The organism is Variovorax sp. HW608, from assembly GCF_900090195.1.
Classification (GTDB): Bacteria; Pseudomonadota; Gammaproteobacteria; order Burkholderiales; family Burkholderiaceae_C; genus Variovorax.
Genome location: NZ_LT607803.1, coordinates 2,656,599 through 2,681,496, shown reverse-complemented (window position 1 = coordinate 2,681,496; position 24,898 = coordinate 2,656,599). Strand labels below are relative to the sequence as shown.

Here is a 24,898-nt window from a genome sequence, read left to right as displayed (position 1 = left end):
GCCGTCCTGGTGTTTCTGGCCCTTCGGCACTTTCGTCTTCGGGGAGAGGAGCCGGCTGAATGATGAAGTCGAGCTTCCCCTGCCGAATTCGTAGTTGGGAAAGACATTCGCGAAGAAGTGCCATGACACTCGGCTCCGAAAAGGCGGGGGCAGTCAGAGCGCCTTGACGAGTTCCGGCACGGCCGTGAACAGGTCGGCCACGAGGCCGTAGTCGGCCACCGAGAAGATCGGGGCTTCCTCGTCCTTGTTGATCGCTACGATCACCTTGGAGTCCTTCATGCCCGCCAGGTGCTGGATCGCGCCGGAGATGCCGCAGGCGACGTACAACTGCGGGGCGACGATCTTGCCGGTCTGGCCCACCTGCCAGTCGTTCGGGGCGTAGCCCGCATCGACAGCGGCGCGGCTCGCACCGAGGGCCGCACCGAGCTTGTCCGCCAGCGGCGTCATGACTTCGCTGAACTTCTCGGCGCTGCCGAGCGCCCGGCCACCCGAGACGATGATCTTGGCGGCCGTCAGTTCGGGGCGGTCGCTCTTGGTGACTTCGCGGCCCACGAAGCTCGATTTGCCGCTGTCGGCCACGCCTTCGGCGCTTTCCACCGCGGCGCCGCCGCCCGTGGCGGGCGCAGCGTCGAAGCCCGTCGTGCGCACCGTGATGACCTTGATCGCATCGCTGCTCTGCACGGTGGCAATGGCGTTGCCCGCATAGATCGGCCGCTCGAAGGTGTCGGCGCTGTCGACCTTGGTGATGTCGCTGATCTGGGCCACATCCAGCTTGGCCGCCACGCGCGGGGCGACGTTCTTGCCGTTGGCGGTGGCGGGGAACAGGATGTGGCTGTAGCTCTTGGCGATCGCCAGCACCTGGGCGGCGACGTTCTCGGCGAGGTTCTCCGCCAGGCTCGGGCTGTCGGCCACGATCACCTTGGCAACGCCTGCCACCTGGGCAGCCGCCTTGCCGGCTTCGGCGGCGTTGGCACCGGCCACCAGGATGTGCACATCACCGCCGCAGGCCTTGGCCGCGGTCACGGTGTTCAGGGTCGCCGGCTTGAGGGTGGCGTGGTCGTGTTCGGCAATAACAAGTACGGTCATGATCAGATCACCTTGGCTTCGTTCTTCAGCTTGTCCATGAGGGTGGCGACGTCGGGCACCTTGATGCCGGCGCCGCGCCTGGGGGGCTCGGCGACCTTCAGGGTCTTCAGGCGCGGCTTGACGTCCACGCCCAGGTCTTCGGGCTTGAAGGTGTCGAGCTGCTTCTTCTTGGCCTTCATGATGTTGGGCAAGGTCACGTAGCGCGGCTCATTAAGGCGCAGGTCGGTGGTGATGACCGCGGGCAGCGAGAGGGACAGGGTTTCCAGGCCGCCATCGACTTCGCGCGTGACGCTGAGCCTTCCTTCCCCATCTGTACCGGCGACCTCGACCTTGCTGGCGAAGGTGCCCTGGGGCAGGTCGGCCAGGGCGGCGAGCATCTGGCCGGTCTGGTTGTTGTCGTCATCGATGGCTTGCTTGCCGAGGATCACCAGAGCGGGTTGCTCCTTGTCGACCAGCGCCTTCAGGAGCTTGGCGACGGCGAGAGGCTGCAGCTCTTCGGCGGTCTCCACGAGGATGCCGCGATCCGCGCCGATGGCCATCGCGGTACGCAGCGTTTCCTGGCACTTGGCATCGCCGCAGGAGACGGCGATGACTTCGGTCGCCACGCCCTTCTCCTTCAGGCGAACCGCCTCTTCGACGGCGATCTCGTCGAAGGGGTTCATGCTCATCTTGACGTTGGCAATGTCCACACCGGTGCCGTCAGACTTGACGCGCACCTTCACGTTGTAGTCGACGACCCGCTTGACGGGGACCAGGATCTTCATTGGCGGGGCTCCGGAAACTGTGATGGTTGATGTGTACTATACGCTAGTGTATCAATAGGACGCAAGGGGGAGCAGGGAGCGGCAGGCGACCTGACGCATCCGGACGTCACGCGCCGCATGGTCCTATCATTGTGCCAATTCGCTTTTTCCTCCGAGCCATCGCAATGGACAACCACGCCTCGCCCCCGAAAGACGCCACGACGACACCGGCCTTCAAGCCTATTCGATCTCCTCGAGCCTTCGAAGAGATCGCCGCGCAGATCAGGGCGGAGCTTTCCGAAGGACGGCTGAAGGTTGGCAGCCGGCTGCCCTCCGAGCGCGCGCTGGCCGAGCAGTTCAGCGTGTCGCGCAATACGCTGCGGGAGGCGCTGCGCTCGCTCGAGCATGCCGGCTTGATACGGTTGCAGAAGGGTGCCACGGGCGGCGCATTCATCTCGCAAGCCAGCGGCGAGGTGATCACCACCGGGTTGCTCGACATGTTCCATGTCGGCGCCATCCGGCCCGCCCAGCTCACCGAGGCGCGCATCTGGCTCGAATCCATCATCGTGCGCGAAGCGTGCCTGCGCGCGACACCGGAGGACCTGGAGAGACTGCGGGAGAACGTGAAGCTGGCCGAGCGCGCCGCCGCGAGCGGGGATTTCCTCGAGCGTGCCGAGGTCAACATGGACTTCCATCGCATCCTGGCGCGCATGACCGGCAACCCGGTGATGGTGATCGTGATGGACGGATTGCTGGAGGTGCTGCGTCATTTCGTCCAGTCCATCGGCGAATTCGACAACAGCTTTGTGCCGCCGTCGCGCAAGCGGGTCATCCGCCTCATGGAAAAAGGCGATGCCGAGGGCGCCGTCGCTGAAATGGAGGCCAGCCTCAAACGCCTCCAACGCAACTACCTGTCCATGGCGAAGGAAAGCGGTGTCGTGTCCGGCGGGGAAAGCGCCTCGGATTCGGCTCTCGCAGCTCGCGCGAGTTCCGCATCCAGGGCATCGCCCGCGCCCTCTGCGGCCGGGCCTGCCAGGCGCCGGGTTCCGAAGGCTTCCTGACAGGTCGGGCTTCCGCAGAGGCTAGGCCGTCATCCAGTCGGCCACCTCGGCGATCGCGGCGCGGGTAGTCCGGAAACCGTTGGCCGGGTGGGACGGATCGGCATAGCCGAACGAGATGCCGCAGACCACGAGCCTGTCTTGCGGCAGGCCAAGAAATTCGCGCACGCGATCCGGCCGTGACGCGAGGGCGGCCTGCGGGATGGTGGCCACCCCGAGGCTGGTCGCAGCCAGCAGGAAGTTGGCCACGAATCCGCCGCAATCGACGGCGCCATAGACGCCCAACGCCGCTTCCGTCGTGATCATCGCGACATGGGGTGCGCCGAAGAACCTGAAATTCTCCTGCGCCTGCCGAGCGCTCGCCTCGCGATCGCCCCGCGCAGCGCCGACGGCGTCATACAGGGCCAGCGCGCAAGCCAGGCGCCTTTCGCGGTAGATGCCGCGGTACTCCGCAGGCCACGAAAAGTCCGGACCCGCTTCATCGTCCCGCCGGGGCGGCGCCATCACTTCGCGAAAGCGTTCGATGGCCTGCCCTTCGATGACATGGACGCGCCAAGGCTGCGAGTTGCACCACGAGGCCGTCATTTGCGCCATTCCGAGGAGCTGCTCCTGCACTGAACGGGCCACGGGGTCGGGACGAAAGCCCCTACAACTGAACCGTTCGGAAGAGAGATCTGCCAGGACGGCGGATGGATGGGGGGTCGGCATGTTCAGGGCTCCTGATCGAGGGTCATTGTTGCCAGCGACGGACGGGTGTCGTATGCTCGCGTCCAAGTATAATGGATCAACCATTGAGATACGGAGACGAGAATGTTTGACCAGGAGCGCATCGACGCACTGCCCGTTCACAGGGAACGCGCCACCACGGAACCTGCGGTGCTTGACGGCCTGCGGGTGGTGGATTTCACGCACTTCGTGGCCGGCCCCCTCGCCACGCAGACCCTGGCGGACTTCGGCGCCGAGGTGATCAAGATCGAGGCGCCGGTGCGCGGCGACGACTTCCGCCACTACCCGACGGTCGACCCGGAGATCCCGGCGCAGGGAGGCCCCTACCTCTGGACGAACCGGAACAAGAAGAGCCTCGCGCTGGACGTGAAAAGCCCCGCGGGTCTCGCCGTCGCAAAGGCACTCATCGCGCGGGCCGATGTGCTGGTGGAGAACTTTTCCAGCGGCGTCATGGAGCGCTTCGGCCTGGACTACGAGACCTGCGCCGCGCTGAACCCGCGCCTCGTCTACTGCTCCGTCTCGGCGTACGGCCGGGAGGGGCCGTACGCGGACAGGCTGGGCTTCGACCCGATCGTGCAGGCCGAAAGCGGCTTCATCTCGATGAACGGCTATCCGGACCGCCAGGGCGTGCGGACCGGGGCGGCGGTCATGGACACCGCCACCGCGATGTCGGCCACCAATGCCATTTTGCTGGCCCTGATGGCGCGCCAGAAGGACGGGCGGGGACAGCGGGTCGAGGTCGCGCTGTACGACACCGCGATCCTGATGACCGGCTTCGGGGCCATGCAGCACCTGACGACCGGCTACGAACCGCAACGCAATGGCAACACGAGCCCGGACACCTGTCCGTCGGGCGTGTTCATGTCGAAGGACAAGCCCTTCTACATCAATTGCGGCAACGACAAGATCTATCAGCGCCTGTTCGAACAGGTCCTGGAACGTCCCGATCTGGCGCATGACGAGGTTCTCTCGCAGCGCGCGAACCGGCTCAAGCATCGCGAGCGCATCTTCCGGATCATGGACGAGGCCTTCATCAAGGAGCCATGGAGCCACTGGGCGCCCCGTCTGCGAGCCGCCAACGTCCCGCATGGCCAGGTCAAGACGCTGGGCGAGGCGCTGGCATCGGAAGAGTCCCGATCGCGCGAGCTGATCACCCGCATCCCGCACCCGGTCAAGGGCTGGATCCCGAACCTTGCGACGCCGCTGCGGCTTGCGCGCACGCCGGCGCTGGATCCGGTCGCGGCACCGGCCATCGGCCAGCACTCCGAATCGATCCTGAGAGACATGCTTGGCTACGACGAGGCGCGAATCGCGCAGTTGCGCGCCGCGGGCGCTTTCGGTGCCGAGGCGGCGGCTGAATCCCAGGCCACCGGGGTGGCGGCATGAAGGACCGGGTCGCGCTGATCGGTGCCAGCGCCATTCCCGTCGGGCGCCACCAGACGAGCGACGATGCCGAGCTGCAGACGCTCGAGCACGAGATCATGACGCGGCTGGTGCGGGAAGCCGTGCGTGATGCGGGCATCTCCAAGGAGGACATTCAAAGCCTGATCTTCACGCTGCCGCGCCCCTACACGCGGCAGAAGTACTTCCACACCTTCCTCATCGGGCAGCTTCGCCTCGCATGCAAGGGCAGCGTGATGGAAGTGATGGGAAACGGGATGACGGCCGCGCTCGCCTTCGACAAGGCCTGCGACGAAATCCTTCTGGGGCGCGCGGACGTGGCGCTGGCGCTGGGCATCAACATGGAAAGCGCGGTCTCTGCTGCCGAACACATGATGAGCAGCATGCGCACGACCGGGGATGTGGACTTCCACACCAGCGCGGGTTTCACGCCGATCGCGTGGTACGCGATGGATGCCATGCGCTACATGCACGAAACCGGCGCGACGCGCGAGCAGCTCGGCGCCGTCGCGGTCAAGAATCGCCATCACGCCTCGCTCAACCCGCTGGCCCAGTACCGCAAGCCGATCACGCTCGAGGAAGTCGTCGCGCAGCGGCCGATCGTCGAGCCGCTGGGCTTGTATGACGTGCCGCCGCGCGGCGACGGGGCGGCATGTCTCGTGCTGGCCAGGGAAGAGATTGCGAAGGCGCTGGGGCGTCCCTACGCGGTGGTGCGGGGTCGCGGCTTCCATCACGATGGTTCGCACCAGATCAGCGACGTGCCCAACGACATGATTGCGTTCGCTGCCGCCGAGCGCGCGGCGCACGCCGCCTACGTGGAGGCAGGCATCACGGCCGCGGACCTCGATCTGGCCGAGCTCTACGCTCCGTGCACCATCGTCGAGGTGCTCGTGAGCGAAGCCATCGGACTGGTTCGGCGCGGGCAGGGCGCCCGTGCCGCTGCCGACGGAGAGACGCGGCTGGGTGGCCGGATCCCGATCTCGACGTCGGGTGGCCTGACCTCGCGCGGCCACCCGGCCTACGTGACCTCGCTCTACAACTATGTCGAGCTCGCCGAGCAGTTGCGTGGACGTGCGGGCGCGCGCCAGGTCCAGGGGGCCCGCTTCGGGCTCGCGACCGGTGAACTCGGCAACTACAACGCGGCCCTCGTCCACGTCTTGGAGGCCGTGGCATGAGCCTTCTCCCGTTCGTTCCCGCCCAGGGCGCGCGCGCCTATCCGCCGCGCCGATCCGAGTTCACGAAAGTGTTCTGGGACGGCTTGCGCGAAGGCCGCTGGCAGACCACTTGCTGCAATGCATGCGGACGCCAGACCTTTCCACCCCGTCCGGTCTGTCCCCACTGCTGGTCCGATGACCTGCGCTGGAGCGCCCTGGCGCCCAGGGGGACTCTCTACTCCTGGACACGAATCCACGCCGCGCCTTCGGTGTTCGCGCCGGAAGCGCCTTACGCCGTGGGCATCGTCGATCTGGACAGCGGCATCCGCCTGGCGTGCCGGCTCGTCGACTCGCCCGATGTCGCCTGGAAGCCGGGCATCCCGGTCGAGATGACCGTCCTCCAGTTCGAGGATGGTCCGCTGTTCGCGGCGCGCGCCATCCACTCATAACCCCTTTGAAGGAGCACAACATGCGAGGCAAATGCATTGAAGAATTCGAGGTCGGGCAGGTCGACGAAAGCCGGGCCCGAACCATCACGGAAACCGACGTGGTCCAGTTCTCCTGGATCTCCGGCGATGTCAATCCGATGCACACGGACGCCGTGCACAGCGCGAAATCCCCCATCGGCCAGCGCATCGCGCATGGCGCACTCGGTCTCTCGATCGCCACGGGCCTGAGCGCCAGCCTCGGTTACCTCGAAGGATCCGCGATCGCGGCGCTCGGCATCGATGAATGGAAGTTCCTGCAGCCGATCCTGTTCGACGACACGATCCGCTTGCGCGCGACCGTCGTATCGGCTCGTCCGACCTCGAAGCCCGACCGCGGCGTCCTGGTGCGCCGCATGGAACTCCTCAACCAGCGCGACGAGGTCGTCCAGACCGGCCTCATGACCACGATGGTCCTGACCCGCAGCGGGCGCGACGCCGTGCTTGCCAAGAACTGAACCGACCACCATCCACAACGGAGCCACTGATGTCTCAATCTCTCATCAACATCGCCGGATTGACCGAAGACCAGCGCATGATGCGCGAAGCCGTCCTCGAGCTGCTGTCGCGCCATCTTCCCTGGGAGAAGGTCAGGCAGATGGATGAAGCACGCGCCTTCCCGCACGAGGCCTATGACGCGCTGGCCGAAGCCGGCTATCTGGGGATCTTCTACCCGGAGGAACTCGGCGGCATGGGCGGAAGCTACAAGGACATCGCCGTCTTCCTGGAAACGCTCGGCTACTACTACACGGGGATCGCACAGGCCGTCACCACGTCGGCGATCTACGCCGGCATGCACGTGGCCAAGTTCGGCTCCCCCGAGCTCAAGAAGGAAATCGTCCCGCAGATCGTCGCGGGGCGGGCCAAGCTGGCGCTCGGCATGTCGGAGCCGGGCACCGGTTCCGACGTGGCAGGCATCAAGACCTCCGCGGTCCGCGAAGGCGGCGACTACGTCATCAATGGCAGCAAGGTCTGGATCACGTGCGCCCATGTGGCCGACTACATCGTCGCGATCGTCAAGACGGACAAGCAGGCGCGCCATTCGGGCATCAGCACGATTCTGGTGCCGGCCAAGGCCCCCGGGGTCACCATCCGGCCCCTGTCCATGCTGGGCCGGCGCACCACGCACGCGAACGAGGTCTTCTTCGACAACGTCCGCGTCCCCGCGGCGAACCTGTTCGGTGGCGAGGGCCAGGCCTGGAAGAACATCATGAGCTGCCTCGGACTGGAGCGGCTCGGGCTGGCGGCGATCTCGGCCGGCCACTGCTTCAAGATCACGGAGTACGCGCGCGACTATGCACGCGACCGCATCCAGTTCGGCAAGCCCATCTCGCAGTTCCAGGCCATCCAGCACAAGCTGGCCGACATGTTGATCATGGCGGAGACCTCGCGCCAGATGGTGTATCGCGTGGCCGATCTGCTGGATGCCGGACAGCCGGTGGTGCAGGAGGCGTCCATTGCGAAGATCGTCGCCACCGAGAACAACTTCAAGTGTGCGGACATCGGCATGCAGATCATGGGCGGCGCAGGCTATTCCAATGAATACGACATGCAGATGTTCTTCCGCGATTCCCGGGTCGGTCCGATCGGCGGGGGAACCAACGAGATCCAGCGCAACATCCTTGCCAAGCAGATGGATCTTTGAACGCGCCTTCCTTTCAGCAAGTGGAAAAAGTGGAGTAGAGACATGAACTGGAGCAAGAAAATCTGGGTATCGGCCGCGGTGGCCGCATTTGCAGGCGCTGCAGGCGTCGCCTGCGCGCAGGAAGCATTCCCTTCCAAGCCCATCACGATCGTGGTGCCCTATCCGGCAGGCGGAACGAGCGATGCGCAGATCCGCATCATGCAGGACTCGCTCACCAAGCTGCTGGGGCAGCCCATCATCGTCGACAACAAGCCGGGCGCGTCGGGTGCCATTGCGGCGCAATTCGTGGCGCGTGCCAAGCCCGACGGCTACACCTTGCTGTATCCGAACAATGGCGTGCTGATCGCTCCCTTGCTCAACCCCAAGCTGGGCTATGACCCGCTGAAGGACCTCAAGCCCGTCACGCAGACGACCGCCGTGCCGATGGTGCTGGTGGCCGGCAAGTCGGTCCCCGGTGACACGGTGCTCGACTTCCTGAAGTACGCGCGCAGCCAGCCGAACGGCATCCAGTACGCCTCTGCGGGAACGGCATCGTTCGGTCACCTCGCGAGCGCGCGATTCGCGCAAATGGCGGGCATCAAGGTCGAGCACGTGCCTTACAAGGGCGAGGCGAACACCACGATGGCGGTCCGGATGGGGGAGGTCCAGATGCTGCTGACGACGCCGTCGTCGAGCATGCTCGGCCAGGTCGAGCAGGGCAACATCAAGCTCCTGGGCGTCTCCACGCCCGAGCCGTCGCCCCTCGTGCCCGGCGCCCCGACGCTGAACAAGACGGTTCCCGGATTCACGGCCGAAGTCTGGTTCGGGCTCATGGCGCCGGCGGGGACGCCGGACGACGTCGTCGCCAAGCTCAACGCGAGCGTGCGCAAGGTGATGGACGGCGAGGAGATCCGCGCCCGCTTGATGCCGACGGGCGCGCTGCCGAAGACATCCACGCCGGAGCAGTTCGGGGCCATGATGAAGGCGGAGACCGTGCAGTGGCGTGACCTGATCGCGAAGTTCAACATCAAGGCAGACTGAAGGCCGCCACACGATGAAAGCAGAGTACGACCTCGTTGTGGTGGGCTCCGGCGCGGCCGGCCTCTCGTGCGCCATCACGGCGAAGAAGAGGGGCCTGGACGTGCTGGTTCTGGAGAAGGAACCCGTGTTCGGCGGGACGACTGCGCTGTCGGGCGGCGTGCTCTGGATTCCCCTCAGCCACCACGGAAGAAAGCAGAATCCATCCGATTCCGTCGACGCGGTGCGGACCTTCATGCGATCCGAAACCGGTCGCTTCTACGACGAGGCGGCGGTCGAGGCCTTCATCGCGAAAGGCCCGGAAATGGTGGCGTTCTTCGAGCGCGAGACGGAGATGAAGTTCGTCCCGACGCTCTACCCCGACTACCACCCCGACGCGCCGGGCGGCGCCGACGTCGGCCGCTCCATTCTTGCGGCACCGTTCGACATCCGCGGCCTCGGCAAGGACATGTCCCGGCTCAAGCCGCCACTGAAGACGATCACCTTCATCGGCATGATGTTCAACTCGTCGAATGCCGACCTGAAGCACTTCTTCCGGGCCACCAAGTCGCTGACTTCGTTCCTGTATGTCGCGAAGCGGCTGGCAAGCCATGTCGTGGAGCTGGCCCGATATCGCCGCGCAGTCCAGGTGACGAGCGGCAACGCGCTCGCTGCGCGACTGGCCAAGTCGGCCCTGGACCTGGGCATTCCGATCCTCACTTCGTCGCCGGTCGGGAAGCTGATGGAGGAAGGCGATCGTGTCGTGGGCGTCCAGGTGGCGGGTGCCGAGGGACAGCAGACGTTCCGCGCGCGCCGCGGGGTGGTGTTGGCCACCGGCGGCTTCCCGCACGACGACAAGCGCATCGCGCAGGCCTACCCCCACCGTCGGCGCGGGCACGAGCACCTCTCGCCGACACCCCGGAGCAACACCGGCGACGGCTGCAACATGGCCGAACAGGTCGGCGGGGTGGTGGACATCCGCTTCCAGGAACCGGCGGCCTGGATGCCCGTGACCAAGGTCGACTTCGGTGGCGGCGAGATCGGCGTCTTCCCGCACCTGCTGGACCGCTACAAGCCGGGCGTCATCGGCGTGCTGGCCGACGGCCGGCGCTTCACCAACGAGTCGAACTCCTACCACGACGTCGGTGCGGCCCTGCACCGGGCCTGCGAAGGCATGCGCGAGACCGCCATGTGGCTGGTCTGCGACAAGAGCGCGCTGGCCAAGTACGGCCTGGGCTACGTGAAACCCGCGCCCATGCCCATCGGACGTTTCGTTCGCAACGGCTACCTGCTGAAGGGCAACTCGCTGGCCGAGCTGGCCTGCAATGCCGGCATCGACCCGGCGGGGCTGGAGCACACCGTGCGCGAGTACAACGACCACGCGGTGCGCGGAGAGGATCCGGCCTTCGGGCGAGGCAGCAGCAGCTTCAACCGCTACCTGGCGGACCCGGACCACCAACCCAATCCCTGCGTGGCCCCCATCACGCAAGGCCCGTTCTATGCAGTCAAGGTGCTCATGGGCGACCTCGGGACCTTCGACGGCCTGCGCACCAGCGTCGTGGGCGAGGTCCTGCGCCGCGATGGAATGCCGATCGCCGGCCTGTACGCGGTGGGCAACGACCGCGCCAGCGTCATGGGTGGCAACTACCCCGGCGCGGGCATCACGCACGGGCCGAACATGACCTTCGGCTACCTCACGGGCAACCACATCGCGGATCAGGCCTCGGCTGGCCGGACTCAGTCCCGGCGGCCCTCCGTGAGCTGACGCACGACCGTGTCGCGTCCGAAGCGCTCGGCGGCGGCGGCCGCGGGGTCGATCCAGTCCGGCAGAAGGAGCAGCAGGTAGGCGGCCAGTCCCTCGAGCTTGGGCTCGTAGGTGCGTCGAAGCACATGGATGGCCTGCAGGGCTGCCTCGTCGTCGCGCCAGTTCGGCAGGATCCGGCGGATCGTGGGCGTGATGAGGGAGAGCGCGTCGGCATCCATCCGGCGCGCGGACACCTCCGTCACTGGCGCCACCCGCAGCGCCTCGCAGGCCTCGTCGAGGATGCGCCTCAGGGCCGAGAAGGTGGCGGTGGCCTGATGCCGCCGCGCATCGTCGGCGCCGGCGATGAGCAGCGTGCACACATCCAGCAGCACCGCCAGCGAGCCCAGCCATGAATGGCCCTCGTGCTGCGACCGGTAGAACGCCAGCATCGGATACACGGCGTGGCTCTCGATGAGTTCGCTCGCCCAGATTTCCCAGTCCCTCAGCCAGCGTTCCAGCGCCTCGGGGCTGCCATGCACATGCCAGCCGAGCAGCGTGGAAGCCGTCGGCGGCGAGCCGGCGCGCGCGGCGAACTCGATGAGCTGGAGGTCACGGCGCGTGAAATGCTGATAGAGCACCGGCAGGTAGCCGATGGTCAACGCGATGAAGCCGAAGCCGATCCCTGCTTCGATGATCACCAGCAGCCGCGCCAGCCAGTGGGGCGGCACGTTGTCGCCATAGCCGAGCGTGAAGAAGGCGTCGCCGCTGATGATGATGAGGGTGATGAGCGGACTGTCGCCGGCGTTGGGCACCAGGCCTTGCAGTCCCCAGTGCACCAGCCCGAAGCCGACGACCAGGCTTGCGCCCCACAGGGCGAAGAGCATGACCATCGACAACGGCCCGTAGACCCCGATGAAGTCCTCGCGCCGCCGGCCGCTGGGCCAGAGATCTGCGCACCATGCCCAGGCGTCCCAGGTGCATTTGAAGAAATAGCGGTTCAGCCGCACCCGCCGGCGCACCGGGCGAGGCAGCAGAACCACCTCGAAGGCATCGATCAGCGTTGCGAGTACCAGGACGCCGCCGAGCACGAGAGCCATGAAGGGCATGGGAAATCATCCGAGCAAGGAAGAGCCCATCATGCCTCTTCCGGAGCCGCCCGCGCGCCCACGGCCAGGGCTGGGGGTCACTCAATGGATTTCGCCATGTCCTCCACCACCTTCTTCGCATCGCCGAAGACCATCATGGTCTTGTCCATGTAAAAGAGCTCGTTGTCCAGCCCCGCGTAGCCGGCGGCCATGCTTCGCTTGTTCACGATCACCGTCTTGGCCTTGTAGGCCTCCAGGATCGGCATGCCGTAGATCGGCGTGCCCTTCTGCAGCGCGGCAGGGTTCACCACGTCGTTGGCCCCCAGGATGATCGCCACGTCGGCCTGCGCGAACTCGCCGTTGATGTCCTCCATCTCGAAGACCTGGTCGTAGGGCACCTCGGCCTCGGCCAGCAGCACGTTCATGTGGCCCGGCATGCGGCCGGCCACCGGATGGATCGCGTACTTCACGGTCACGCCCTTGTGGGTGAGCTTCTCGGCCAGCTCATTGACCGCGTGCTGCGCCCGCGCCACCGCCAGGCCGTAGCCCGGCACGATGATCACGGTGTCCGCATTGCCCAGCATGTAGGCCGCGTCGTCCGCGCTGCCGCTCTTGACCGGGCGCTGCTCCTTGGCGCCGGTGCTGGCCGTGGCCGCCTCGCCGCCGAAGCCGCCCAGGATCACGTTGAAGAACGAGCGGTTCATCGCCTTGCACATGATGTAGGAGAGGATCGCGCCCGAGGAGCCCACGAGGCTCCCGGCCACGATCAGCATCGCGTTGTTCAGGCTGAAGCCGATGCCCGCGGCCGCCCAGCCCGAGTAGCTGTTGAGCATCGACACCACCACCGGCATGTCCGCCCCGCCGATCGGGATGATGATGAGCACCCCCATCACGAAGGCCAGGATCACCATCAGGAGGAAGGCGAGCCAGCTCTCGGTGGCCATGTAGACCAGGCCCAGGCCAATGGTCGCCAGGCCCAGCACCAGGTTCAGCAGGTGCTGGCCCTTGAACTGCACCGGCGCGCCCTGGAACAGGCGGAACTTGTACTTGCCCGAGAGCTTGCCGAAGGCGATGACCGAGCCGCTGAAGGTGATGGCGCCGATCGCCGCACCGAGGAACAGCTCCAGCCGGTTGCCCGTGGGGATCGCATAGCGCAGGAAGCCGTCGACGATCATCGCGCCTTCGGGCGTGCTGACCGTGCCGGCCGCCGCCACCGGCAGCGGCGTGACGCCGAAGGCCCAGGGCTCCACGACCGCCGCCACCGCGATGAACACGGCCGCCAGGCCAATCATGCTGTGGAAGAAGGCCACCAGTTCGGGCATCTGGGTCATCTCGACCGTCTTGGCGCGGTAGGCGCCGTAGCCGCCGCCGGCCACCAGCCCCAGCAGCACCCAGCCCATGCCGAGGGCCTTGCCGCCCGAGAGCTGCACGATCAGGGCGGCGGTGGTCAGGATGGCGATGGCCATGCCGACCATGCCGAAGATGTTGCCGCGGATCGAGGTGGTGGGGTGCGACAGGCCCTTGAGGGACTGGATGAAGCAGACCGAGGCGATCAGGTACAAGAGCGTGACGACGTTCATCGACATGTCAGTGGCCCTCCGCCTTGGCGGTGCTGGTGGCGCCGGCAGCGCTGGCGGCGGCCGGCTTCTTGTCCTTCTTCTTGAACATCTCGAGCATGCGGCGGGTCACCAGGAAGCCGCCGAAGACGTTCACCGCCGCAAGAGCGACTGCGAGCACGCCCATGGTCTTGCCCAGCGCCGATTCGGTCAGCGCCGCCGCCAGCATCGCGCCGACGATGACGATGGCGGAAATGGCGTTGGTCACGGCCATCAGCGGCGTGTGCAGCGCCGGCGTGACGGTCCACACCACGTGGTAGCCCACGTAGATGGCCAGCACGAAGATGATGAGGTTGATGACGGTATGGGATACGGGGTCCATGGCTTCTTCTCCTCGGAGTTCTGCTTACTTCTTCGTGACCTGGCCGTCCTGCGTCATGCGGCAGGCGGCGACGATGTCGTCCTCGAGGTCGATCTTCAGGCCGCCGTCCTTCGGCAGCACGAGCTTGAGGAAGTCGAGCACGTTACGTGCGTACAGCGATGAGGCATCGGCCGCGACGAGCGCGGGCAGGTTGGTTTCGCCCACGAGCGTGACGCCGTGCTTGATCACGGTCTTGTCCGCTTCGGTGAGCGGGCAGTTGCCGCCCGTCATTCCACCGTTCGCATCAGGCCCCTTGCCGGCGGCGATGTCCACGATGACGGACCCGGGCTTCATGGCCTTGACCATGTCCTCGGTGATGAGGGTCGGTGCGGCGCGGCCCGGGATCAGCGCGGTGCTGACGACCACGTCGGCGAGCGCCACGCGCTTGGCGACCTCGACCTTTTGGCGATCCAGCCAGCTCTGGGGCATCGGCCGCGCGTAGCCGCCTACGCCTTCGGCGGCTTCCTTCTCCTCGGCGGTTTCATACGGCACGTCGATGAACTTGGCGCCCAGCGACTCGACCTGCTCCTTAACCGAGGGGCGCACGTCCGAGGCCTCGATCACGGCCCCCAGGCGCTTGGCGGTGGCAATCGCCTGCAGGCCCGCCACGCCGACGCCCAGGATCACGACGCGCGCGGCCTTCACGGTGCCGGCGGCGGTCATCAGCATCGGGAAGAAGCGCTGGTACTTGTCGGCGGCCATCATGATGGCCTTGTAGCCGGCGATGTTGGCCTGCGAGGAGAGCACGTCCATGCTCTGGGCGCGCGTGGTGCGCGGGGCGGCTTCGAGCGCGAAGGAGGTCAGGCCCGCGTTGGCCAGGCGCTGCAGGCCTTCGGCATCGAAGGGGTTGAGCATGCCGATCAGGGTCGAGCCGGGTCGCATCGCAGCCAGCTCGCCATCCCGCGGCGACCGTACCTTGAGCACCAGTTCGCAACCGAGCGCGCCGCTCTGGTCGGTGATCTCGGCACCGGCAGCCTCATAGGCTGCATCCGGCGCGGCAGCGGCCACGCCGGCACCGGACGCGACCCGGATCGTGTGGCCCTGCGCCTTGAGTTTTTTGGCCGTCTCGGGGGTGACGGAAACACGGGTTTCGCCTGGCGCAGTTTCGGCCGGCACGCCTATCAGCATGAGTCGCTCCAAGAAGAAGAAAAGTGGGCCGCGGACCGGCCCTTCGTCGGACGAGCCGCCGCGATCACTCGAAGTTCAGCAGCACCTTCATCGCCTGCGAGCGGTCCGCCGCGAGCGCAAAGGCGCGCGCGGAATCGCGGTAGGAGAGCGTTGCCGAGATCAGCGGCTTCACATCCACCAGGCCCTTGTTGAGCAGTTCCACCGCAACCGCGAATTCCTCGTGGAAGCGGAAGGCGCCGCGCAGCTCGAACTCCTTGGCCACGATGGTGTTGATGGGCAGCTGGATCTCGCCGCCCGCCAGCCCCAATTGCACGATCACGCCGCGCGGCCGCAGCGCCGCGAAGGCGCCAACCAGCGCGCGTGCATTGCCGCTGGCCTCCAGCAGCACGTCGAAGCTGCCCTTGTCGGCCGCGAAGCGGTCGAGGCCATCGGGCTGCTCCGCCACGTTGATCGTCTCGTCCGCGCCGACCTTGAGTGCCTTGCCCAGCGTGTGCGCGCCGACGTCGGTCGCCACGATGTGCGCCGCCCCCGCACGCCGCGCCGCGATGATCGCCAGCGCGCCGATCGGCCCGCAGCCGGTGACCAGCACCCGCTTGCCCAGCAGCGGGCCGGCACGCCGCACCGCATGCAGGGCCACCGACAGCGGCTCGGCCATCGCGCCTTCGCCGTCGCTCACCGAATCGGCCAGGCGATGCGCCTGCCATTGCTCCACCACGATCTGCTGGCGGAACGCCCCCTGCACATGCGGGGTGCGCATCGCGCTGCCGTAGTAGCGCATGTCCAGGCAATGGTTCTGCAGGCCCACCTGGCAGTACTTGCAACGCCCGCACGGGCGGCTCGGGCTGATCGCCACGCGTTCGCCGGCCTTGAACGATGCGCCCGGGCCGACCGCTTCGATCATGCCGGCCACTTCATGGCCCAGCACCATCGGCTCCTGGATGCGCACGGTGCCGAAGCCGCCGTGCTGGTAGTAGTGCAGGTCCGAGCCGCAGATGCCGCCGCAGCGCACGCGCACCAGCAGCTGGCCGGCTTCGAGCGCGGGGGTCGGGACTTCCTCGACGCGCAGGTCGCCGGGCGCGTGAATGACAAGGGCTTCCATCGATGTTCCTGTTTGCGGTTGGTTCAGAGCGTTGCGGTGACGCCGCCGTCGACATAGAGGATGTGGCCGTTCACGAAGCGCGAGGCATCGCTGGCGAGGAACACGGCCGCGCCCATCAGCTCCTCGACATCGCCCCAGCGGCGCGAAGGCGTGCGGCCGATCAGCCAGGCGCTGAAGTCGGCGTTCTTGACCAGCGCATCGTTGAGCTCGGTCTTGAAGTAGCCCGGCCCGATGCCGTTGACCTGCAGGCCATGCGGGCCCCAGTCGATCGCCATGCCCTTGGTGAGCATCTTCACCGCGCCCTTGCTCGCGGTGTAGGGCGCGATGCCGGGGCGGCCGAGCTCGCTCTGCACCGAGCAGATGTTGATGATCTTGCCCTCCTTGCGCCCGATCATGTGGCGTGCCACCGCCTTGCCGACCAGGAAGACGCTGTCGAGGTTGGTCTTCATGAGCTCGTGCCAGTGGGCTTCCTCGAACTGGTCCAGCGGCGCGCGGCGCTGCATGCCGGCGTTGTTGACCAGGATGTCGATGGGTCCGACCTCGGCCTCGATGCGGTCCACGGCCGCGTTCACCGCGTCGCCGGCGCTGACATCGAAGGCCGAGGTGAAGACGGTGGCGCCTTCCTCGCGCAGCTGCGCGGCGGCGCGCTCCAGCTTGTCGGTGGAGCGGGCATTGAGGATCACGCGCGCGCCGGCGCCGGCCAGCCCGCGTGCGATGGCATAGCCGATGCCGGCGCTGGAGCCGGTGATGAGGGCGGTGCGACCGGTGAGGGCGAAGCTTTGCAGAACAGAATTCAAGACGTGTATCTCCATCACGTTGCGGATGATGCCGTGGACATGACATGGCCCAGCCAGTCGATCGCGGCCTTGACCTGCGCTTCCACGGGCTGCGCTGCAGGCACACGGAGCACGTTCGACTCGCCGGCAGGGGGCTCCAGCGTCGCAAACTGATTGGCCACCAGGCTGGGGGGGAAGAGGTGACCGGTGCGTGCAGCAACGCGAGATCGCGCCTCGTCCGGAGCAATCTCGATGTAGACGATCCTCAAGTCGGGCACTGCCGCCCTCAGCCGGTCCCGGTAGGCGCGTTTGAGTGCCGAACAGGTCAGCACTGCGCTGCCGGTTTCCGTGGCCAGCAAGGCGCTCAGCTGGTCCAGCCAGGGCCACCGGTCGCTGTCGTCGAGCGGAATCCCGTCACGCATCTTGCGTTGGCTCGCTGGCAAATGAAAGTCGTCACCCTCGATCAATCTGGCGCCCAGCACCGAAGCGATGCGGGCCGCCACGGTCGACTTCCCGCAGCCGGACACCCCCATGACAAGCACCTTGACCGTCATGGATTCGAGCCGCGAAGCACTTCGGGATTCACCGGCGTGGGCGGCTTGCCGGCGAGTTCACCCGCTCCGAGCGCCGCAATCAGGTTGTCGGCCGCGAGTGCGGCCATTGCGAGCCGGGTCTTCGTCGAGGCGCTGCCGATGTGCGGTGTCAGGACCACGTTGGGCAACGAGAGCAACTCCGAACGGACGTCGGGCTCGCCTTCGAAGACGTCCAGCCCGGCTGCCGCGATGGTGTGCTTGCGCAGCGCATCGGCCAGCGCTGCGTCATCGACGATCCCTCCGCGCGCAATGTTCGTGAGCGTTGCGTGAGGCTGCATCTGCGCCAGCTCCGCCGCGCCGATCGCATGATGTGAATCGCTCGAATAGGGCAGCACCAGGATGAGGTGATCGGACTCGCGCAGCAGGGTCGACTTGTCCACGTAGCTGGCGCCGACCTCGGCTTCCAGGTTGGCGGGCAGGCGCGACCGGTTGTGATAGATCACTCGCATGCCGAAGCCCAGCGCGCCCCGGCGGGCGATGGCGCGCCCGATGCGGCCCATGCCCAGAATGCCGAGCGTTGCGCCGCAGATGTCGCTGCCGACGAAGTGGTCGTGGATGCCGGTCTTGCGCCATTCGCCGCGACGCACGAACCGTTCCGATTCGCCGATGCGCCTTGCGGTCGCCATCATCAGCGCGAAGCCGAAGTCGGCGGTGGTTTCCGTCAGCACGTCGGGCGTATTGGTCACCACCACCCCACGGCGGGTGCAGGCGGCCACGTCGATGTTGTTGTAGCCAACGCCGACGTTGCAGACGGCCTTGAGGCCCGGGCAGGCGTCGAGCAGGTTGGCGTCGATGCGCTCGGTCCCGGTGCTCATCACGCCGATCTTGCCTTGCAGGCGCCGGATCAGCTCATCCCGGCTCCAGATCTCGTCCGTCGGGTTGTCCTCCAGCTCGAAATGCTGGCGAAGCCGGGCGGTGACTTCTGGAAAGGTGGCGCGGGTGGCGAGGACGGCGGGTCGCATGAAGTCTCCTGTAGCTCTGTGGCGTGGGCCTCAAAGGTACGCAAGTCGATCACTTCGACCAAGACGAGATTGCTCTACGGCCATCGGAAAACCTTATGCCACGCCCCATAACGAAATGCGACACCCCTAGAGCGATGCCGTCTTTGCCTTGGATTCAGCGCCGACCTACCGTTCGGGGGTCGTCATCCAAAGAGGAACATCCGTGAATCCCTCCCGCATTTCAAGGCGCATCCGCCGGATCAAGCCGTCGCCGAGCAGTGCCGCCGCCGATCGCTTTGCCGTCTTGCGGCGTGAAGGCAAGGACATCATCAATCTCGCGATCGGCGAGCCCGATTTCGACACGCCGGCCCACATCCGGAAGGCGGGCTGCGAGGCGATCGAGCGCGGGCAGACGCGCTACACGCCGGTCGCCGGGACGCTGGCGCTGCGGCAAGCCATCGCCGCCAAGCTCGAGCGCGAGAACGGTCTGCGCTACGAACCGGGCGAGATCATCGTGACCTGTGGTGCGAAGCATGCCCTCTTCAACGCCCTGTCGGTGACGGTGGAGGAGGGCCATGAGGTCATCGTGCCGGCGCCCTTCTGGGTGTCCTACCCGGACATGGTGCTCGCTTGCGATGGCAGCCCGGTCACGATCGCGTGCCGCGAAGAGGATGATTTCCGCCTGACGCCCGAGGCGCTCGAAGCGGCCATCACGCCGGCCACCCGCTGGCTCGTCCTGAATTCGCCGACCAACCCGACGGGTACGACCTATACCACGGCGCAATTGCGCGAACTGGCCGACGTGCTCATGCGGCACCCACAGGTGATGGTGCTGCTCGATGACATCTACGAGCACATCCGTTTCGACGACGCCAGGCCCGAGCATCTGCTCGTCGTGGAGCCCGGTCTGCGCGACCGGACCTTGGTGGTGAACGGCGTCTCGAAGACCTACGCGATGACCGGCTGGCGCATCGGGTACGCGGCTGGGCCGAAGGACATCATTGCCGCGCTGGACATGCTGCAGTCGCAATCGACGAGCGGCGTCAGTTCGGTGAGCCAGGCCGCAGCAGTCGTTGCGCTCGATTCGGATGCGAGCTTCCTTCCCGAATGGGTCGCCCTCTACCGCCAGAGGCGCGATACCGCGGTCCGCATGCTCAACGACATCCCCGGCATCCGGGCGCGATCGCCGGGCGGCGCCTTCTACCTGTATCCGCACTGCGGCGGCCTGATCGGAAAACGCACACCGGCGGGAAAGGTGCTCGAAACGGACAACGACGTGGTGATCTACCTGCTTGAAGCCGGTGGCGTGATGGTGCTTGCCGGCTCCGCCTATGGGGTTTCCCCGTACTTCCGCATGTCGACAGCGACCAGCGTCGAGCAGATCGAGGAAGGCTGCCGGCGCATCGCCCGGGCGGTGGCGCAGTTGAGCTGAAAAGCTGCGCTTGGGCCGATGCCGCAAGCCTGCCTATCAAGAACCTTTATGCCCGAAGGCGGATTCCATATTGGCAATGTCCGCGGGCGATTCCTATCATTTTTTCAACCATTCACGTTCGGAGACCAGCGATGAACAGCTACCCCACGAAGATGCGCCGCCGCACCGCAGCCATGGTGATCGCGGCGCTTGGCGCCATCTGCACGCTCACGACGGCATTCGCTGAAGGCGCGGACACCTTCAAGATCGGGATCATCAGCCCGATGAGCGGGCCGAATGCCCGCTATGGAGCCTTCGCGAACAAAGGCGCCCAGCTGGCTGTGAAGGAGATCAACGCGGCCGGCGGCGTGCTCGGCAAGAAGATCGAGCTCGTGTCCGGGGACAGCCAGTGCGTGCCCGCCGAAGGGGTCGCGGCCACGCAGCGGATGATCAGCCTCGAGAAGACGCCCATCATCATCGGCGACGTCTGCAGCTCCGTGACGCTCGCCATGCAGCCGCTGGCCGAAGAGTCGAAGGTGCTGCTGGTTAATGCCGCCTCGTCGAACCCCGACATCACCTACAGGTCGGGCGTCGGTGGTTTCAAGTGGACCTTCCGCAACTATCCGACGGACGAGGTGCGTGCCGCCACGGTGCTCGACTATGCGGCCAAGACCAAGGGCTACAAGAAGTTCGCGGTGCTTTCGGTCGACAGCGACTACGGGCGCGGCGCGATCAAGTTCACCAAGCGCTACCTGCCGAAGTACGAAGGCGCCGAGATCCTGAGCGAGGACTACTACAAGGATTCCGAAACGGACTTCCGCGCGGTGCTGAGCAAGATTCGCCGCTCGGGCGCGCAGGCCATCTTCCTCTACGGTCAGGCTGATACCACGCCGATCATTGCCCGGCAGATGCTGGAGCTCGGCCTCGCCGGCAAGGTGGCGCTGGTGGGCAACGGCGAATTCAACACCAAGGAAACGATCGCCGCCGCACCCAAGGTGATGAACGGTGCCGTCGAGGCCGCCGCCTGGCTGCCCGAGGTGCCGGCGCCGCGCAGCCTCAAGTTCGTCGACGACTACAAGAAGGCCTATGGCGGCGAGATGCCCAACAACCACGCGTACACCCACTACGACACGGTTCACCTGGTCGCGCAGGCCATCAGGAACGCCAACAGCCCGAAGGGCCAGGATGTGCGCGATGCGCTCGCGAAGATCAAGTACGACAGCCCGATGGGCGAAGTGAGCTTCGACGACCACAACCAGGCCGTGTTGCCGATGGTGTTGCTCGAGATCACCGACGGCAAGCCGGCCATCAAGGGGATGATCGCCACCAAGGTGGACTACGCCGCCGCTGCGGCCGCGGCGAAGTGACGGCTGCACGAGCGCGAGCGAGAGCATCGTGAGTTCCTTCATCTTCGAGCAGATCGTCAACGGCATCATCACAGGGTCGATGTACGCCCTGGTTGCGGCCGGCATGACGATGATCTTCGGCGTGCTCCGGGCGATCAATTTCGCCCACGGCGAGTACTACATGCTGGGCACGTTCGCGGCGTGGTGGGTCATGTCGCAGCTGGCCGCCGACTACAGCATCGCCATCATCGCGGGCGTCGCCATCGCCTGCGTGATCGCCGTGCTGATCGGTCGCAGCGTCATGCAGCGCCTGGTGGGCCAGCCCTTCCAGGCCGGCGTGCTCGCGACGCTGGGCCTGTCGCTGATCCTGCAGAACGTGGTCATCCTCGCCTTCGGCGGCGGCTACAAGGTCTTCTCCGGCGGCTGGGTCGAGCCGATCGAGCTCGGCGACTTCGGGATGTCGCAGCAGCGCGTGATCCTCCTGGTGGTCACGATCGTGGTCTTTGCGGCGCTCGAATGGATGGTGCGCAGCACGCGCCTGGGCCGTTCGATCCGCGCGGTTTCCCAGAACATCGAGTGCTGCCAGGTCAACGGCATCGACGTCGAGCAGGTGGTCCGCCGGACCTTCCTCATCGGTGTCGCGATCGCGGCGCTGTCGGGGATCCTCACCGGGCCGATCAACGTCAGCATCTATGGCGGCATGGGCGAATCGATCACGCTGAAGACCTTCGCGGTGATCGTCATGGGCGGCATGGGGAACGTGCGCGGCACGCTCATCGCGGGCTGCATCCTCGGTGTCGTCGAAAGCCTGGTCGCTGCCTTCATCGGGCTGCAATTCCGCGACTCGGTCGGCTTCGTGGTCCTGCTGCTGATGCTGATGTTCCGGCCGCACGGCCTGTTCAGCAGCAAGGCCCGCTTCTGAATCCCTACAGGAACCAAGCCACATGTCTTCCACCACGCTGGATACCCCACTGCTGCCGACGGCACGCGTCGCGACGGTGAACTGGAGCGCCTCGGTGCTCGGCGTTGCCGCACTGCTCGCCATGCCGCTCTTCCTGGGCGACTACTACCTGCACGCCATGGTGCTGGCGATGATCTTCCTGCTGCCAGCGCTCGGCCTGAACCTGATCCTCGGTTACACGGGCATGTTGTCGCTCGCGCAGGGGGTCTTCTTCGGCCTGGGCGCCTATGCCTCGGCGCTGATGTCGATCCATTTCGGCACTTCGTTCATCGTCAACCTCCTGGTCGCGGGCCTCGTCGCGGGTCTGGTCGCGCTGCCGCTGGGCATCCCGGCGCTCAGGCTGCGCGACACCTCCTTCGTCATGTGTACCCTGGGGATGGTCGTGATTGCCCAGATGGTCTCGAAGAACTGGGTCGGCCTGACGCGCGGCGACATGGGCCTGTCCGGCGTTGCGCGGCCGCGTCTTGGCTTCGGAGAGGCCGCCTACACCGTCGTCAAGGCGCCGGAGTATTTCTACCTGGTGCTCGCGGTCGCGGCGCTGGCGGTCGCACTGTTCGTCGCCTTGATCCGGTCGCCAGCCGGGCGCTGCATGGTGGCCATTCGCGACAACGAGACGCTCGCCGAGTCCCTGGGCGTGCCCACCTGGACCTACAAGCTCCTCGTCTTCATGCTGAGCGCGGTCTTCGCCGGTCTCGGTGGAAGCCTCTACGCGCACTTCTCGACCGTGGTGAGCCCCTTGGTGTTCCAGGCCTACTACTCCAACACGATCCTGATCATCGTCCTGGGCGGCGGGGTCGGCAGGATACCCGGCGCGATCATCGGAAGCTTCGTCTTCGTCGCGGTCTCCGAAGCGCTGCGCATCGCGCCCGAGCTGCGCATGATCATCTACGGATTCGTGCTGCTGGGGCTGGTCTTCCTCTTCCCCAAGGGCATTGCGCCCTTGTTCCAGAGCGTGGCCGAGCGCATTGCGCGGCTGGGCCACGATGCCAAGGAGAAGCACCATGGCGGCTGAAAACGCAATGCTGCGCATCGAGGGCCTGCGCAAGAACTACGGTGCGGTTGCCGCGCTGCAGGGTGTGGACCTCGAGGTTCGCCGCGGCGAGGTGATGGGACTGATCGGACCCAACGGCTCCGGCAAGTCGACGCTCTTCGATTGCTGCACGGGCTTGCAGAAGAGCGACGCGGGGCGCGTGCTTCTCAAGGGCGTGGACATCACCGGATGGCCGATGAACCGCATCGCCCGTGAAGGCCGGTTCCTGCGCAGCTTTCAGAAGACCGTGGTCTTCCCGACGCTCGATTCCGAGGAGAACCTCGTGCTGGCGGGCCAGATGTCGAGCTTCCCGAACGTCCTGTCCACGTTCTGGGTGGGACCGGCAGCGCGCCGGCGGGTCAGCGCGCTGCGGGAGCGGGCGCGGCAGTTGATCGAGGTCTCCGGGCTTTCGCGCGTGGCGCACCTGCCGGCCGGAAACATGTCGGGGGGACAGCAGAAGCTCTTGCAGTTCGCTTCGATGCTGATGCCGCATCCCGAGCTGATCCTGCTGGACGAGCCGCTGGCCGGCATCAACCCGATCCTGATCGAGAAGGTCATCCAGTGCATCGAGCACGCGAATCGCGAGCTGGGCGTGACCTTCGTCGTCATCGAGCACAACACGGATGTCCTCATGAAGCTGAGCCACCGCGTGGTCGTGCTGCATCAGGGGACGAAGCTGGCCGACGACACGCCCGAAGCGGTCGTGCGCAATCCGGAAGTCATCGAAGCCTATCTCGGCGGCTGAGTCGAAAGGACAGAGCATGGAACTCGAAATCAAGAATCTGCGCGCGGGCTATGGCCACCTGGACATCCTCCATGGCGTCGACCTGAACATCCGCCACGGTGAATTCGTGACGCTGCTCGGGCCCAACGGGGCCGGCAAGTCGACGCTGCTCAAGTCGCTGTTCGGCATGACGACGCACAAGGGCGGATCGATTCGATGGAAGGGCCAGGAGATTGCCGGCTTGCGGCCCCAGGCCATGCTGGCGCACGGCATCGCCTATGTGCCGCAGGGGCGCTGCAACTTCCAGCTCATGACCATCGACGAGAACCTCGAGATGGCCGCCTACACGATCCGCGACGGCGACCTGCAGGGCGAGCGCGAGTACGTCTACGACCTCTTCCCGATCCTGCGCAAGCGGCGCAACGAACTGGCCGGCAACATGTCCGGCGGCGAGCAGCAACTGCTCGAGATGGCCATGGCCGTGCTGCGGCGGCCGGAGATCCTGCTGGTGGACGAGCCCTCCGTCGGCCTCTCTCCGCAGGCGGTCACGCTGGTCTTCAACGAACTCAAGCGACTGCACCAGGGAGGCCGAACGATCCTGCTGGTGGAGCAGAACACCCGCAAGGCCATGGAGACCGCCGAGCGCGCCGTCGTCCTGCGTCTGGGCAAGGTCATCTGGGACAGCCCGGTGGCCCGACTGAGCAGCGCCGACCTGGGCGAACTCTTCATGACGGGCCGGCGCGCTTCCGACGCACAACCGGCCTGAAACCCATCAACCGAATACCGAAG

25 protein-coding genes are annotated in these 24,898 nt (G+C 66.2%); 14 read left to right on the top strand and 11 right to left on the bottom strand.

Annotated features, from left to right (window positions below):
- Window positions 1–153 precede the first annotated feature (153 nt).
- Both VAR608DRAFT_RS12585 and VAR608DRAFT_RS12580 read right to left on the bottom strand, forming a co-directional pair.
- Window positions 154–1,086 carry an electron transfer flavoprotein subunit alpha/FixB family protein gene (locus VAR608DRAFT_RS12585; protein ID WP_088954372.1) on the bottom strand — a complete coding sequence of 311 codons (933 nt, stop codon included), beginning with the start codon at window positions 1,084–1,086 and terminating at the stop codon, window positions 154–156.
- Between the two features lie 2 nt (window positions 1,087–1,088).
- Window positions 1,089–1,850 carry an electron transfer flavoprotein subunit beta/FixA family protein gene (locus VAR608DRAFT_RS12580; RefSeq protein ID WP_088954371.1) on the bottom strand — a complete coding sequence of 254 codons (762 nt, stop codon included), beginning with the start codon at window positions 1,848–1,850 and terminating at the stop codon, window positions 1,089–1,091.
- 164 nt (window positions 1,851–2,014) lie between these two features.
- Here VAR608DRAFT_RS12580 and VAR608DRAFT_RS12575 point away from each other — a divergent pair, with 164 nt between their 5' ends.
- Window positions 2,015–2,890, top strand: coding sequence for a FadR/GntR family transcriptional regulator (locus VAR608DRAFT_RS12575; protein WP_088954370.1), 876 nt, complete (start codon window positions 2,015–2,017; stop codon window positions 2,888–2,890).
- 21 nt (window positions 2,891–2,911) lie between these two features.
- Here VAR608DRAFT_RS12575 and VAR608DRAFT_RS12570 read toward each other — a convergent pair whose 3' ends face one another.
- A complete protein-coding gene (locus VAR608DRAFT_RS12570) occupies window positions 2,912–3,595 on the bottom strand; it encodes a nitroreductase (RefSeq protein ID WP_088954369.1) in 684 nt (227 codons plus the stop codon).
- A 102-nt stretch (window positions 3,596–3,697) separates the two neighbouring features.
- On the opposite strand from VAR608DRAFT_RS12570, the gene VAR608DRAFT_RS12565 reads away from it, so the two are divergent.
- Genes VAR608DRAFT_RS12565 through VAR608DRAFT_RS12535 form a run of 7 tightly spaced genes read left to right on the top strand, consistent with a single transcriptional unit; the run spans window position 3,698 to window position 11,059 of the window.
- Window positions 3,698–4,999: a CaiB/BaiF CoA transferase family protein gene (locus VAR608DRAFT_RS12565; protein ID WP_088954368.1), complete on the top strand. Its 1,302-nt coding sequence runs from the start codon at window positions 3,698–3,700 to the stop codon at window positions 4,997–4,999.
- Window positions 4,996–6,189 carry a thiolase family protein gene (locus VAR608DRAFT_RS12560; RefSeq protein WP_088954367.1) on the top strand — a complete coding sequence of 398 codons (1,194 nt, stop codon included), beginning with the start codon at window positions 4,996–4,998 and terminating at the stop codon, window positions 6,187–6,189. Before VAR608DRAFT_RS12565 ends, VAR608DRAFT_RS12560 begins: the two co-directional genes overlap by 4 nt.
- A complete protein-coding gene (locus tag VAR608DRAFT_RS12555) occupies window positions 6,186–6,617 on the top strand; it encodes a Zn-ribbon domain-containing OB-fold protein (RefSeq protein ID WP_088954366.1) in 432 nt (143 codons plus the stop codon). Before VAR608DRAFT_RS12560 ends, VAR608DRAFT_RS12555 begins: the two co-directional genes overlap by 4 nt.
- Window positions 6,618–6,637: 20 nt before the next feature.
- On the top strand, window positions 6,638–7,111 hold the full coding sequence (locus tag VAR608DRAFT_RS12550; protein ID WP_088954365.1) for a MaoC/PaaZ C-terminal domain-containing protein: 474 nt from the start codon (window positions 6,638–6,640) through the stop codon (window positions 7,109–7,111).
- Between the two features lie 29 nt (window positions 7,112–7,140).
- Window positions 7,141–8,298 (top strand): acyl-CoA dehydrogenase family protein, encoded by a 1,158-nt coding sequence (locus VAR608DRAFT_RS12545; protein ID WP_088954364.1) that lies wholly within the window; start codon window positions 7,141–7,143, stop codon window positions 8,296–8,298.
- Between the two features lie 42 nt (window positions 8,299–8,340).
- Window positions 8,341–9,318, top strand: a complete 978-nt coding sequence (locus VAR608DRAFT_RS12540; protein WP_088954363.1) for a Bug family tripartite tricarboxylate transporter substrate binding protein — start codon at window positions 8,341–8,343, stop codon at window positions 9,316–9,318.
- Between the two features lie 13 nt (window positions 9,319–9,331).
- The gene (locus VAR608DRAFT_RS12535) at window positions 9,332–11,059 is read left to right on the top strand and encodes an FAD-dependent oxidoreductase (protein ID WP_088954362.1); all 1,728 of its coding nucleotides are present in this window, start codon (window positions 9,332–9,334) and stop codon (window positions 11,057–11,059) included.
- Here the strand turns inward: VAR608DRAFT_RS12535 and VAR608DRAFT_RS12530 are convergent.
- The 8 genes from VAR608DRAFT_RS12530 to VAR608DRAFT_RS12495 form a co-directional block, all read right to left on the bottom strand.
- Window positions 11,032–12,144 (bottom strand): potassium channel family protein, encoded by a 1,113-nt coding sequence (locus VAR608DRAFT_RS12530; RefSeq protein ID WP_088954361.1) that lies wholly within the window; start codon window positions 12,142–12,144, stop codon window positions 11,032–11,034. The genes VAR608DRAFT_RS12535 and VAR608DRAFT_RS12530 overlap by 28 nt on opposite strands.
- 77 nt (window positions 12,145–12,221) lie before the next feature.
- Window positions 12,222–13,709, bottom strand: a complete 1,488-nt coding sequence (locus VAR608DRAFT_RS12525) for an NAD(P)(+) transhydrogenase (Re/Si-specific) subunit beta (RefSeq protein ID WP_088954360.1) — start codon at window positions 13,707–13,709, stop codon at window positions 12,222–12,224.
- Window position 13,710: 1 nt separating this feature from the next.
- Window positions 13,711–14,061 carry an NAD(P) transhydrogenase subunit alpha gene (locus VAR608DRAFT_RS12520; RefSeq protein WP_088954359.1) on the bottom strand — a complete coding sequence of 117 codons (351 nt, stop codon included), beginning with the start codon at window positions 14,059–14,061 and terminating at the stop codon, window positions 13,711–13,713.
- 24 nt (window positions 14,062–14,085) lie between these two features.
- Window positions 14,086–15,228: a Re/Si-specific NAD(P)(+) transhydrogenase subunit alpha gene (locus tag VAR608DRAFT_RS12515; RefSeq protein WP_088954358.1), complete on the bottom strand. Its 1,143-nt coding sequence runs from the start codon at window positions 15,226–15,228 to the stop codon at window positions 14,086–14,088.
- Window positions 15,229–15,292: 64 nt separating this feature from the next.
- Window positions 15,293–16,327, bottom strand: a complete 1,035-nt coding sequence (locus VAR608DRAFT_RS12510) for an L-idonate 5-dehydrogenase (protein WP_088954357.1) — start codon at window positions 16,325–16,327, stop codon at window positions 15,293–15,295.
- A 23-nt stretch (window positions 16,328–16,350) separates the two neighbouring features.
- Window positions 16,351–17,139: a glucose 1-dehydrogenase gene (locus VAR608DRAFT_RS12505; RefSeq protein WP_088954356.1), complete on the bottom strand. Its 789-nt coding sequence runs from the start codon at window positions 17,137–17,139 to the stop codon at window positions 16,351–16,353.
- Window positions 17,139–17,657, bottom strand: coding sequence for a gluconokinase (locus VAR608DRAFT_RS12500; RefSeq protein ID WP_088954355.1), 519 nt, complete (start codon window positions 17,655–17,657; stop codon window positions 17,139–17,141). Before VAR608DRAFT_RS12500 ends, VAR608DRAFT_RS12505 begins: the two co-directional genes overlap by 1 nt.
- Window positions 17,654–18,658 (bottom strand): 2-hydroxyacid dehydrogenase, encoded by a 1,005-nt coding sequence (locus tag VAR608DRAFT_RS12495; protein ID WP_088954354.1) that lies wholly within the window; start codon window positions 18,656–18,658, stop codon window positions 17,654–17,656. The genes VAR608DRAFT_RS12500 and VAR608DRAFT_RS12495 overlap by 4 nt, the downstream gene beginning before the upstream one ends.
- A gap of 202 nt (window positions 18,659–18,860) precedes the next feature.
- On the opposite strand from VAR608DRAFT_RS12495, the gene VAR608DRAFT_RS12490 reads away from it, so the two are divergent.
- The 6 genes from VAR608DRAFT_RS12490 to VAR608DRAFT_RS12465 all read left to right on the top strand — a co-directional run bounded on the left by VAR608DRAFT_RS12490 (window position 18,861) and on the right by VAR608DRAFT_RS12465 (window position 24,875).
- The gene (locus tag VAR608DRAFT_RS12490) at window positions 18,861–20,069 is read left to right on the top strand and encodes an aspartate transaminase (protein WP_088954353.1); all 1,209 of its coding nucleotides are present in this window, start codon (window positions 18,861–18,863) and stop codon (window positions 20,067–20,069) included.
- A gap of 131 nt (window positions 20,070–20,200) precedes the next feature.
- Window positions 20,201–21,415, top strand: coding sequence for an ABC transporter substrate-binding protein (locus VAR608DRAFT_RS12485; RefSeq protein WP_197700515.1), 1,215 nt, complete (start codon window positions 20,201–20,203; stop codon window positions 21,413–21,415).
- A gap of 28 nt (window positions 21,416–21,443) precedes the next feature.
- Window positions 21,444–22,316 carry a branched-chain amino acid ABC transporter permease gene (locus VAR608DRAFT_RS12480; protein WP_088954352.1) on the top strand — a complete coding sequence of 291 codons (873 nt, stop codon included), beginning with the start codon at window positions 21,444–21,446 and terminating at the stop codon, window positions 22,314–22,316.
- A gap of 22 nt (window positions 22,317–22,338) precedes the next feature.
- Window positions 22,339–23,367, top strand: a complete 1,029-nt coding sequence (locus VAR608DRAFT_RS12475) for a branched-chain amino acid ABC transporter permease (RefSeq protein WP_088954351.1) — start codon at window positions 22,339–22,341, stop codon at window positions 23,365–23,367.
- Complete coding sequence (locus VAR608DRAFT_RS12470) at window positions 23,357–24,130, top strand: ABC transporter ATP-binding protein (RefSeq protein ID WP_088954350.1); 774 nt, start codon at window positions 23,357–23,359, stop codon at window positions 24,128–24,130. Before VAR608DRAFT_RS12475 ends, VAR608DRAFT_RS12470 begins: the two co-directional genes overlap by 11 nt.
- Before the next feature lie 16 nt (window positions 24,131–24,146).
- On the top strand, window positions 24,147–24,875 hold the full coding sequence (locus tag VAR608DRAFT_RS12465; protein ID WP_088954349.1) for a branched-chain amino acid ABC transporter ATP-binding protein: 729 nt from the start codon (window positions 24,147–24,149) through the stop codon (window positions 24,873–24,875).
- The last annotated feature ends 23 nt before the right edge of the window (window positions 24,876–24,898 follow it).